The organism is Kitasatospora sp. NPDC001603 (assembly GCF_040298365.1).
Lineage (GTDB): Bacteria > Actinomycetota > Actinomycetes > Streptomycetales > Streptomycetaceae > Kitasatospora.
Window position 1 is genome coordinate 1 of record NZ_JBEPAA010000136.1, and the last position, 12,037, is coordinate 12,037.

6 protein-coding genes and 2 pseudogenes are annotated in these 12,037 nt (G+C 67.8%); 3 read left to right on the top strand and 5 right to left on the bottom strand.

Going from position 1 to position 12,037, the window contains the following annotated elements; translation table 11 throughout:
• Window positions 1–103 precede the first annotated feature (103 nt).
• A complete protein-coding gene (locus tag ABT263_RS37670; protein ID WP_352298162.1) occupies window positions 104–901 on the top strand; it encodes an LLM class flavin-dependent oxidoreductase in 798 nt (265 codons plus the stop codon).
• Window positions 902–992: 91 nt separating this feature from the next.
• Here the strand turns inward: ABT263_RS37670 and ABT263_RS37675 are convergent, their stop codons facing one another.
• The 3 genes and pseudogenes from ABT263_RS37675 to ABT263_RS37685 all read right to left on the bottom strand — a co-directional run.
• The gene (locus ABT263_RS37675) at window positions 993–1,943 is read right to left on the bottom strand and encodes a hypothetical protein (protein WP_352298151.1); all 951 of its coding nucleotides are present in this window, start codon (window positions 1,941–1,943) and stop codon (window positions 993–995) included.
• A gap of 144 nt (window positions 1,944–2,087) precedes the next feature.
• Window positions 2,088–3,500, bottom strand: a complete 1,413-nt coding sequence (locus ABT263_RS37680; RefSeq protein WP_352298153.1) for a GntP family permease — start codon at window positions 3,498–3,500, stop codon at window positions 2,088–2,090.
• 1,054 nt (window positions 3,501–4,554) lie between these two features.
• Window positions 4,555–5,172, bottom strand: a pseudogene (locus ABT263_RS37685) (L,D-transpeptidase family protein); the annotation flags it as partial.
• Between the two features lie 72 nt (window positions 5,173–5,244).
• On the opposite strand from ABT263_RS37685, the pseudogene ABT263_RS37690 reads away from it, so the two are divergent.
• A pseudogene (locus tag ABT263_RS37690) lies at window positions 5,245–5,946 on the top strand (ISL3 family transposase); the annotation flags it as partial.
• Window positions 5,947–6,442: 496 nt separating this feature from the next.
• Entirely contained in the window at window positions 6,443–6,928 is a 486-nt protein-coding gene (locus ABT263_RS37695) for a transposase (protein ID WP_352298155.1), read from the top strand.
• Window positions 6,929–7,037: 109 nt separating this feature from the next.
• Here the strand turns inward: ABT263_RS37695 and ABT263_RS37700 are convergent, their stop codons facing one another.
• Together ABT263_RS37700 and ABT263_RS37705 are read right to left on the bottom strand one after the other, a co-directional pair.
• Window positions 7,038–9,356, bottom strand: coding sequence for a helix-turn-helix transcriptional regulator (locus ABT263_RS37700; RefSeq protein ID WP_352298158.1), 2,319 nt, complete (start codon window positions 9,354–9,356; stop codon window positions 7,038–7,040).
• A 245-nt stretch (window positions 9,357–9,601) separates the two neighbouring features.
• The gene (locus ABT263_RS37705) at window positions 9,602–11,821 is read right to left on the bottom strand and encodes a LuxR C-terminal-related transcriptional regulator (protein ID WP_352298160.1); all 2,220 of its coding nucleotides are present in this window, start codon (window positions 11,819–11,821) and stop codon (window positions 9,602–9,604) included.
• Window positions 11,822–12,037 lie beyond the last annotated feature (216 nt).

Consider the following 12,037-nt stretch of genomic DNA (forward strand, 5'->3'; position numbering starts at 1 on the left):
GCATCCGTCACGTCAAAACGCGCCACAGCACGGAGTTCTACCAGAGACACCAGCCCACCATCGAACCGCAGCAAGATCCGAACCTTGAACAGCCCCTAGCCGGATCCGCGTCGGCCTCGGGGTGATGCCGGCCGGGGCCCGCAACGTCGCGTTCGCCGCCATGGACGTGGCAACCCTCGCACAGCTCCACCCGGGACGACTGACCATCGCAGTCGGACACGGAATGCCGGCGTGGATGCGCAGCGTCGGTGCCTGGCCCTCGAGCCCCCTGACGCTGCTGTCCGAATACATCACGACTCTGAGGGGCCTTCTACGGGGAAACCTCACCCACTACAAGGGACGCTACGTTCAGGTCGACGGACTGCGCCTGCAGCCGACGTCTCTGCCGGGATCCGTACCTGACGTGCTGGCGGGCGTGCGAGGGCCTCGCTCCCTGTCGCTGTCCGGCCATGTGGCCGACGGCACCGTCCTCGCCGAGCCGGTGACCCCCGGCTACGTCCGCAGCGCACTTCGGGACATTGCACCCGCACGGCCGCACCGCGTGGTTGCCTACAACGTCGCAGCCGTCCATGACGATCCGGCCGTCGCACTGGAGGCCGCCCGTCTACCCCTGGCCGTTGTGGCGGAGGACGACTGGCGACCGCACATCGCTCCGCTTCCCTTTCGCGACGCACTCCTCTCCCTTCGGTCCCGAAGTGCCGGACCGGAGGACTTCGCTCGCAACATGCCCGAGGAGTGGGTGCGTCAACTCGCCGTCGTCGGAACACCGGCGCAGGCACGGGCTCGGCTCGCGGAGCTCTTCGACGCCGGCGTCACGAGTACCGTCCTCACCCCGGTGGGCCCGGACTACGTCAGGTCACTCGATTCGCTCGCGACAGTTCTGAGGGCCGAGCCGGCATGACACGGTAAGACCGGGGATCACACTCCCGGTACACGGTCACGACGGTCCGGACAGCAGGGCCCGCCCCACCGTGACCTGGCGGGGCGGGCCCTCAGGGCCGTACGGCCCGCTGCTGCCGTTGAATGAATGCTTCGACCGGGTTGCCCTCCAGATTCCAGGGCCATGCGGTGACCGTGCCGCCGATGAGCTCGAAGACCTTCCCCGCTTCACGCAGTCGGCTCGCTTGCACCAAGGCGTAGGACAGGGTGTTCAGGTCTGCCAGCGCTGCAGCGTGGGTCAGGCCGGCAGGCCCCGTCCAGCCCCGAAAGACGCGGTTCAGGAGTTCCGTCGTGCGGGGATAGGTCCAGAACTGCCGTGCCAGCAGGGCATCGATCCCGCCGCGGGCGACGATCCTGTGATGGTGGTCCACCGCAGCCGTCAACTCCAACGCGACGGCTGGTACGTACGGCGGCATCGCCGCGCAGGCGGAATCCACGAAGTCGAGCAACCTGACCTGGGATCCGCACTCCTCGGGCGACAGATAGCGGAGCATTTGCAGGTGCGCCTCGCGGTGCCAGGCATCGCGAGTGACCACCTCATGCCAGATCCTCGAGACGTCGTGGTAGTCGCCTCGCGTCAACCGGAGGACGCTCAGTGTGAGGACCCACGGAGTCGGGTCCTCCGGCCTCAGTGTCGAGGCGCGGTAGCAGTTGTCGACCACGACCTGCGGGTCACGGAAGCGGCCTGCAACTTGTGCTCGGGCCAGTTCGACCCAAGCCTCGAAGATCAGCGCATCGGGACTGCTCGGGCGTGACGACCGCCACGCCCGAGCCAGACCGGAGTGGATCGCCGACTCCGCGAGCACCGCGAACCTGTGGGCTCGCCGGTCCCAGTCCGACCCAGCCTCCTCGATTACGTGCCGGATGCTTTCGATCTGGATGTCCAGAACGCCTTCGAAGGCCGGGGGCGAGTGGATCATTTTCAGCGCCTTGCCCAGCCCGACGTCATCCAGTTCAGGAACGAGCCGGGGCCGAGGTGTTCGGTGTCTGCGGAAAACGTGCACAGCCGGCGGCCTTCTAGGGTAGGTCGGATGTGTGAGCTCGATGGGAGGCGCAGGCGGCAGTGTTGCCTCCGTAGCGCGCTCCCTCCGCGAGCGCTGATGCCGTCCTGCGCTCGATTCGGGAAGTTGCCCGGACGGATCAGGACGTCACAGGAGCAGGCTCAGCCCTGCTGACGCGGCGAAGGCCGTGACGGAGAGGATGGTCTCGAGAACGGTCCACGTCCTGAGGGTGTCCTTGACACTGATGTTGAAGTATCGGGAGACGATCCAGAAGCCGCCGTCATTGACGTGGGAGGCGACGATCGAGCCGGCTGCCACGGCGACCGCGATCAGCGCGAGGTGCGGCTGCGAGAAGGACCCGTTCTTCACCAGGGGTGCGAGGATGCCGCCGGTGGTGACGATGGCGACGGTCGCCGAACCCTGGGCCAGGCGGAGGCCACCGGAGATCACGTAGCCCATGACCACGAGTGGCAGGCCGGCGGACGCGAGGGACTTCGCCAGCACCGCACCAACACCGGTTGCCGCGATTACAGAACCGAAGAATGCACCCGCGCCCACGACGAGCAGGATCATGCCCACGGGTCTGAGTGCCGCGGCACCGATCTCGGCCAACTGGGCCTTGGTCATGCCTCTCTGTGTTCCCAGGAACCTGATCCCCAGGATGCACGCGAGTACCAGGGCAACGACAGGGTTGCCGAAGAAGACGAGGTACGGCAGGAGGGTCGCGTTCTTGTCCAGAAGAACGGTTCCGAACGTGGCGCCGAGGATGAGCACGAGAGGCGTGCAGATGATGAGCATCACCGTGCTCAGGGGGACGGGGTTGCGACCACCGAGTGCTGGATCGCCGGCGGAGGCTTCCTCCGGCTGGGCGAATCCGTCGGGTACCTGGACCATGATCCGCTTGCCGATCCAGGCCGGCCAGACGATGCCCGCCAGGACGAAGGACGGGAGGCCGCACAGAAGGCCCATGGCGATCAGCCATCCCAGATCGACGCCGAGAAGACTCGCGATCGCGACGGCACCGGGGTGGGGAGGAAGGAAGGCGTGAGCCATGGAGAGGCCCGCGAGAAGCGGAAGTGCGTAGAAGAGCATCGACTTCCCGGTCTGCCGCGCCACCACGTAGATCAGCGGGGCAAGGACGAAGATGCCGATGTCGAAGAACACTGGCGTGCCGAATATCAGGCCTGCCAGTCCTGTGGCGAGTGCGGCTCGGCCTTCGCCGAAGACCGACAGCAACCGGTGGGTGAGGACATCGGCGCCACCCGATGCTTGAAGCAGCGCTGCCAGGAACGAACCCAGGCCGATGATGGCGGCGACATGGCCGAGGATGCCGCCGAAGCCGGTCTCGAGTAGGGAGTCCTTGCCTGACAGGGCGCTACCGATGATCTTCGATGCCGGAAGGCCTGCCGCCAGAGCCAGGAGCAGGCCGCTGACTATGAGAGAGATGAAGGGTTCGAGTTTGACCTTGATGATCAGGAAGAGAAGTACGGCGATGGCTGCGCTGCACAGAGTGATTAGGCCGCCGGCAGTACTTTGGAGCCAGTGGATGAATCCGGCCATTCGGGGTCCCCTAGATTGTGCTCGGGATTTCAGAGGCTTGCGTGAGCCCCCGGTGGGTGCTGATCGCGGCGGTGGCTGCAGATCCGGGGGGTGTCGGCGAACAATGGCAAGGACCCAGTCCACAGAGGGGCTGGTCAGTGTCTGGCTTCTGTCACGGACTTCGCGAGGCGCGTAGGTCAGGCGGTGACGACTGACGTAGCGTCCGCGTGGGACACCCGAACGGGAGAAGCCGTTCTCGACGGCCCGCCCGGGTGGTGTCCGGTCCGCCTGTCAGAGGAGTTCGGGATCGGCCGCAGAGTAGTGACGAGACCCGTGGTCGGGCACCAGCCCTCGGCCGCACCGTGACCAACTGCGCGTTCGACGAGCTGCTGTGACACTGACTCACGCATCGGCTGGGTCGTGATGCATTGTTTTAGCATCAGGATTCGCAGTGGTCAACGTTCTGAGCTGCGGAATTGCGTTCGGCCTCTGTGTGCTTCGGCTTCGTCGGTGACGGAGGTGGAAGCGATTGTCCCGTCGGAGCCACGTCCCACGGGCACTGTCAGCATGCGGTTCGGGCGCCCGGGACTTGGCGACGTGGGAATCGTCAGTATGCGTCCTCAGCTACGGGGACTGGCCATGAGCAGCCGGTAACCGAGGGGGCCGGCCGACTCCTTCGTACATCCGGGGCGGACGTGGGGCGTCGGGCCGGGGGCGCATGTCTGCCTGGTGATGCGGCGAAGCAAGACTCCGATTGGGGGTTCTGCGCCTGACACGTTGGACTCGGCCTTGCGCCCTGTCCTGCTGTCGTTCCGTGTGCGGGACACTTCATCTCCGCGTTGCTGAGGGTTATCCCCTTGTGCGGTCAGGACCCGGGTGATGCGAGGCACCCTGACTGGTGCCGTCGAGTGGCCGAGCCGGCCGTGCGGCGCGTGCGGCCCGAGGCGGGATCCCTGGTGGGCTCGCCCATCGGTGGAGGCGTCAGACGCCGGAAGTCCGAGACCGTTGCGGCGGCGACTGCTCGGCCCGATGGGGGAGCGGACAGCCGCCCCGGGGGTCTCGGGCCGGTCGTGTGTCAGTGCTGAAGGAAGGACGCGTCACCCATGGCCACCACGGGGTGTCGGGCAGGATCGAGGGCTTGCAGCAGCTGCTTCATGTGTTCGGCCTTCAGGCTGACGCAGCCGTGGGTCGGACCGCCGTGGTCGACGTGGAACCAGATGCCACCTCCGGCTGAGTCGCCCTGGGGGCGGGTGTTGTCCAAAGGGGAGACACCGGTCTTGCGGTTGTAGTCGATGGCGACCACGTAGTCGAAGGATCCGGCGAGGGGCTCCCCTTCGAAGCCCTTGCCGCCGATGGTGAAGAGGGAGGACTGGTTGTAGGGCAGCTAGGTGTCGGGATTGGCCTTCAGACCGCCGGCGTCTGTCAGGGTGAAGACGCCCATCGGGGAGTGGAGGTCTCCCCCCTGGTGCGCGGCGCTCCAGCCGCACAGGGCGTTGTGGGCGGCCCAGCTCGCCCCGGCGTGCCATCCGGTCGAATCACGCTGATACAACACGACGTTGGAGGTCGGCCTGTCGATGCCATCGCCGGTGACCACGACGACCTGCGATGAGTCGGCCGGTATCTCGCCCAGGATCTCTGCTCCCAGTCCCGGGACCTTCGCGGGAGTGGGGGTCGGAGTGGTGTCGGCGACGGCTGAACCGTGGTTCTGGATCACTTTCCGTGCCAGAGCCACAGAGCGTCACCGGAACCGCGATCATGAAGGGTCGTGGCTGACGACCTCCTCCAAGACCTCTGGCTCCACCAGGCCGCCGACGTCGCGGTCAACACCCTGACCATCCGCGCCGACCGCGTCACCGTCCACGCCGCCACGACCGGCGACGAGGCGGGTTGTCCGTCGTGCGGAACCTTCTCGGCCCGGGTGCACAGCAGCTACGTGCGGCGGTTGGACGACAGGGCGGCGGGCGGGCGGCGGGTGGTGGTCGAGTCACGGGTCCGCCGGTTCCGCTGCCGTGAACGAGCTTGTCCCCGGGTCACGTTCGTCGAACAGGCGCCGGTGCTGACTTTCCGTCACGGCTGGCGGAGCCAGGGCCTGCAGACCGCGCTCCAGCAGCTCGCCCTGGCCCTGGCTGGCCGGGCTGGCTCCCGCCTGGCCGAGACCTTCGCGGTCCCGGTGAGCCGCTCCACGCTCCTACGGCTGATACGCGCCCTGCCGGATCCGGCGCCCGCGGTGCCACGCGTGGTGGGCATCGACGAGTTCGCCCTGCGCAAGGGCCACGTCTACGCCACGATCCTGGTCGACATTGAGACCCGCCGCCCGGTTGACCTGCTGCCCGACCGCACGGTCGCCACCGTCCGGTCGTGGTTGGCCGACCACCCGAGGGTGAAGGTCGTCTGCCGCGACCGCTCCGCCTCCTACGCCGAGGCCGCCAGGCTCGGGGCCCCGGGCGCGATCCACGTCGCCGACCGGTTCCACCTGTGGCAGAACCTCGCCGACGCGGTCGAGACGACCGTGCTGCAGCACCGAGCCCTGCTGCCCGAACCAGCCCCTCCACCCGGCCCTTCCACAGCAGTTATCCTTCCACCCGTCAGCGCCGAGCCCCGCCGGACCGGACGCCTGTCCGACCGGGTCCGCGAACAGCACGCCGCCGTCCACACGCTCGTGAAGGACGGGTTCAGCCTGCGCGCCGTCGCCCGCCGACTCGGCCTTGCACGCGGCACCGTCCGCCGACTGGCCGGCGCGCAGAATCCCGACGAACTGCTGGTCGGCCGCTTGGACGGGACGCACCAGCATCCTCGACCCCTACAAGCCCTACCTCCACCAGCGCTTCGCCGAGGGCCACACCATCGCCCGGCGCCTGTTCGAGGAGATCCGACAACGCGGATTCCCCGGTCAGGAGCAGATCGTGCGCTCGTGCGCGTCTACGTCCGCCGGCTGCGGGAAGCCTTCCCCGTCCGTAAGGGACGTGACCAGCTGGATCACCCGCCACCCCGACCGCCTCCCCACCGACGCGGGCCAGCAGCTCAAGGAGATCCTGACTCGCGTCCCGGCACTCGCCACCACCGCCGAGCACGTCAGGTCCTTCGCCGAGCTGATGAACGACCGCCGCGGCCGAGAGCTCAAGGACTGGATCGCGCGCGTCCAGCAGGACAAGGTCCCAGCCCTTCGAAGCTTCGCCGCCGGCCTCCTGCAGGACCTCGACGCAGTCGTCGCCGGTCTCAGCCTGAGCTACAGTTCCGGCGCGGTCGAGGGCCACAACAGTAAGATCAAAATGCTCAAGCGCCAGATGTTCGGCCGCGCGACCTCCTACGCAAGCGTGTCCTCCACTCGACATGAGGTCGCCGGTCGTGGTGACGCGGTTGGCGCGGATGGTCAGGGTGTTGACCGCGACGTCGGCGGCCTGGTGGAGCCAGAGGTCTTGGAGGAGGTCGTCAGCCACGACCCTTCATGATCGCGGTTCCGGTGACGCTCTGTGGCTCTGGCACGGAAAGTGATCCAGAACCACGGTTCAGCCGTCGCCGACACCCCGTTCCACACCGGGCGGGGCGCGGTCGTCCCGGTCACGTGTGTGGCTGTGGGGCTCCGGGGTAGCGCCCGGTCATCATCGCTGCCGCGAGTTCGACTCGTGACCGGTAGCCGGCTCGTTGGAAGAGGCGGGTGAGCCTGCTCTCGACGCTCTTCTCCGTGGTCTGCAGCACTCTGGCGAGCTCACGGTTTGTCAGTCCTTCCGAGACCAGAGTCGCCAGCAGCCGTTCTGTCTCGGCCACCGTTGCCGCCCGGCCGGGGACGGGGATCGACTGCTTGGCCATGAGACGACGCAGTCGTGCTCTGGGAAGCAGGGCGTCGAGATGGCCGTAGATCTCGTAGGCCTCTCTCAGGAGGCGGGTGTTTCCCCAGCCGACGTGCAGCGCCACCAGTTCAAGTGTCTCCGCGACCTCGGCAGGCTGACCGCGGTCCTTGGCGACCTTCACGGCATGGTCCCCACGGTCCTTGCACACGATGGCGCGCCCCAGCAGGTAGTTCCGGCGGGTGCGTCCGGTGCCCATCCGGTTCGCGATTCTTTTGAGTTCGGCCAGCGCCGTGTGTGACTTGCCCGGGCACAGGAGGAGGATGCGCAGCCACATGTCGTCGGTGGTCATCATGAGGTTCTGTCGAGCTGCGCTCGACAAGCCGTGTTCGAGGAGGTGCCGGGCCCGCTCCCTGTGGTTGATCACCAACGCGAGCTCGGCTTCGGCCAGGTCGAGGACATACGGAACGGCAGCCTGGTTCGTCCGGCCCTGCTCGATGACCGCCTGGGCCCGCCGCAACCATCCGCCGGCCGCTAGAGCCATGGTGGTCTCATGGATGAGGGCGGTGTGGGGGATCGGTTGGCCGACGGAAACGGAGTCGGCGAGGGCCAGCCGTGATTGTCGGAGGGCTGGGCGCCATTGACCCGTGCGTAGCCCGATAAGAGCACTGTCGGCGTCCGACACCGGTATCGAGTGCCCGTCGTGTCTGGACAGGAGATGCTCCGCACGTGCCGTCTCGCCCAATCCGATCAGGATCCGCGCCAGGTGTGCGAGCGTGGTGAGTCGGTGTCGCGGTTCTCGGAACAGCGGCAGCAGCTCGGGATCGTTCTCCAGCCGGTCCAGGCCCGCCATGCGGCCTGAAAGCACGGCTGTCTCCACGTGGAGCAGTTCACCGTAGGTGGCGGTGGTGTTGTTGGCCGATGACCACGCAGATCTGGTATTGGCGAGCATCCGCGATGCCTGGGCCCACTGCCCGACCAGTGACAGCGCGATCGCTGCGGTGACGGCCCTGCATCCGTCACTACCGGGAAGTGCCCCCGATCGATGCTCGGCGATGGCGTGCAGTGCTGCCGTTTCCCGGTTGGCGGCGAGCGCAACCAGCCGGGTCACCTGGACCTCCTGGAGCAAATCGGGGGAGATCAGATGAGCGCATTGACGCAGCACATGGCCGGTGCTTTCCACCGCGAGGCGATGGTCGTGGCGGCTTCCGCACACCACGGCGTGCAGGGCAAGAGCCGTGGCACGCGTCGCAGGATCGTTGTGGGACCTGGCCGCTGCTCGAAGCCATCGCTGGGCGTGGCTCCGGTCGTCCACCATGGCCGCGCGGCCGGCTTCCAGGAGTTCGTTGCCGGCGCGCCCGGTGTCGACGAGGCGTCCGGCATCGACCAGGCGCTCCGGGAGGTAGGAGGGGGCCGAGCAGGCGGCGGTTTCGCCCCACAATGCGATGACAGCCGACCTTGAGAGATCCTGGCGCTCCCACGGCCCGAGCTGCTCCCGCACGCAATGCTCGATGACGGGCGCCCGGAATCGCCAGGTTCCCGCTGTGCGGGTGATATGGGGTGATAGACGGGCAAGGACCTTCCACAGGTCCGCGGCGGACAACTCAAGCCGATCTGCGACCACTTGTTCAGCTGCGGGTCCCAGTGGATGCAGGACCGTCAGTGCCTTGAGCACGTCCCACTCCGCTCGTCCCAGGAGCCGCAGACGTTGTATCACGGGGTGGTTCGGGGCAGGAGCCGAGAACGTGCCGGTCCCTGCGAGGTAGGCGGTGCCGTCGAGGATGCGCAGGGACCCGCCCGTACGGTGAGCGTCGACCGCCAGACGCAACAGGGAAGGACGTCCCCGACTGCAGTGATGGAGGGCGTCAACGAGTTCGGGTGTCGGTGTCGCCTCGATCATGGCGGCGAGCAGGCGTTCGCTGTCGGTGCGTGCCAGTGGGCGCAGGGCGATGACGGTACGTGCGAGGTGTTCCAGGCCGGTGTGCTCCGGATGGACCGGGGTGCAGTATGTGCCCACTACCGGCCCCTTGAGGCCGGCCAGGACCGCGAGTGTCCCGCGGCTCGCGCGTTGGAGGTCGTCGAGGAGGAGCACGGCTGAGGGGGACAGTGCTCTCGCAGCTGAGAGGTGGCCGACGAAGTTCCGGTCGTCACGCGGGAGGGGGAGGCGAAGTGTGCTCATGCCTCTTCGGCCGAGAGCGTTCCTGACCATGGCGAGGGTGCTCGTGCGTCCGACTCCCGATGGTCCCGCGATGACGATCAGCCCGGGACGACCGGACATGGCTGTAGCGACGGCGGAGCCGATCGCTTCGCCGAGACGCGGGTACACGGTCATGGCCATCAGTTGCTCTCCGGGAGTCTGCCGGCAAGGCTGGCGGCCACCAGTTCCACGCGCGAGCGGCATCCGGCGCGAGCCAGCAGGCCTGTCATGTGGTTCTCCACGGTCTTCTGGCTGATGCCGAGCCGCATGGCGATCTGACGGTTCGTCCAGCCCAACGTGATCATCTCGATGATCTGGAAGTCGTTGGCGGTGAAGGCCACTCGGCCGGGTGTGCGGGCGACGCGCGAACCGAATTTCCCGAGCAGCGCGTCCACTTGCGCGGGAAGCAGCGAAGAGGGGCCGTCGTGCTGGGCGATGGCGTGCAGTTCGTCGATGACGTGGCGGGGGTCGTCGCAGAACTGGGCCAGGATGTGGCAGGCCCAGAGGAGGTCCGGTCGGTGGCCCCGCTCGCGAACCAGTTCGACTCCCGCGGCGGCGCTGGACACATCCCCGTGCAGGAGGCCGCGCCCCAGGAGCTGGGTCTGTCGGGTGCAGCGGGAGTGCTCCTGGCGGTGAAGGGCCTCGATCTCCCTCATGAGGGTCTTGGCGAGGAGCTTGTCCCCGCACCGCAGTGCGATCTGGAGGGCTATCAGTAGCAGGCGTTCCTGCCCCGATCTGAACCCGCTCCGCCGGGCGTGCTGCAGTGCGCGCCGGGCCAGATTCAGCGCTGCGGTCGAGGCTCCGCGCCGGTGCAGCAGCATGGTTTCGACTGTCGCCCGGGCGACGGCGAACCTGGGGGAGCGGCTGACGGTTGCGAGCCAGGCTGCGGCCTGGCGCAGTTCACCGCGCGCGATGTGGATGCCTGCTGCGTAGAGACGGGCGAGGTGGTGTGCTGGGTTCCTCCCGTTTCCCAGCAGCTCCAGCTGCCGGACAGCCTGGAGGGCGGCCTCCCAGTCGGCGGACATGTAGGCCCGCAGGACCCGCTGGTACTCGGCGATCACACCCGTTCTCGGCACGCGATAGCGCGACCCGAGCACGATCTCGAGTACGGAGGCGACATCGCCCGCAGCGCCGGCTTCGATCAGATCGTCGCGCATGGAAAAGGCCTGCGGATCCCTCGCCGACTGCAGCGCGTCCGCGCATTGCTGCGGCTGCACGCTGAGCGCGTAGAAGAGCGTGTTGAGTTCGGCGGCGGACATCAGCCGCTCGCCGTCGTCGCGGCGGGGCGCGGCAGGGGTCCACGATGTACGTCGCCCCGTCCACCATGCTGCCAGTCGGCTCGGCAGTTCGTCGGCGAGGGCGGGTAGCGGTTCGCCTCCGCCCAGTTCGGTGAGCATGTGCACCACAGCGAGGTCCCATTGTCGTGCGCTGTCTGCCATGACGGGTTCGTCGGCACGGAGGTGGCTGAGCACCTCGTGCCTCCCTGTGCTGAGCGTGTAGCGCAATGGGTCGACGGGAGCACCGAGGCGCCAGGCAGCCGTCCAGCGCGCGGCGGCCCGGTCCGGGTCGTATGCCGCGACCTCCTCGGCTTTCCCCGCCAGCCAGACAGAGAGGTCGTCGGCCCCGGCCAGGTCCGATTCGCAGGCCGCGAGGTGGTCGGCGAGGAGTTCGTCGTCGACCACCCTTCCCAGCCGTCGCTCTTTCAGGAGGTGCCTGGCGTACCGGCGGTGCATGTCTTGCTCGGTCTGCCGGCCCAGGCGGGTGGCTCCGGCGGCTGCCAGTGCGGGGAAGGGGACGCCCAGACGCCCGTCGTTGTCGGCCTTGAGGACGCCGAGCTCGACAAGGGCATCCGCCGCGCGACCGATGGTGGACAGGTCAGCGGCCAGGATGTGCGGCAGATCAACGAGGTCACAGGTGCCGAGCACGGAAACCGCGTCGAGGACCGATTGGGACGGGCCGCCCAGGTGTGCGGTGCGGCGCAGGAGTGCGTGATCGGCGGGGAGCGCGATCGGTGCCTCGGGGTCGGCGAGGCACATGCGATCGTGCACGGGGCGGAGCCGGTTGCCGGCCACAAGCTCCTCGATCACGGTGACGAGGGTTCCGGGGTTGCCGAACCAGGGGCCGAGTGCCCTGCGCAGGGCATCAGAGGCAGTGGCATCCAGACCCAGGTCGTCGCCGAGTAACGCCGCGGCAGTGCCGTCATCTAGGTGAGGGAGATCGACCACCAGGTCGGCGAGTTCCGCCAGCTCTGCATCCTCGTTCAGGCAGGTGGCCACCAGCAGGCACCCCGGCTTCCTGCACGCCTGAAGTGCTTCCAGTGGGATGTCCGTTTGGTCCGCCACCAACACGGTGCCGGGCATGACGCCAACGGTCGTCCGCTCCAACGGCGCTCGCGTGACTCGAAGGCCCTCAGCACGCCACAGTGGCACTGTGGCGCGGAGCAGGGCCGACCGCCCGCTGCCGGGATGCCCACGGACTGCGACTAGGAGCTGTTCAAGGTTCGGATCATGTGGTTGAGGTCAGGGACTTCAACCACATGATCGATCCGCGTAGATGGAGGCCGGCCGTGTAGCTTT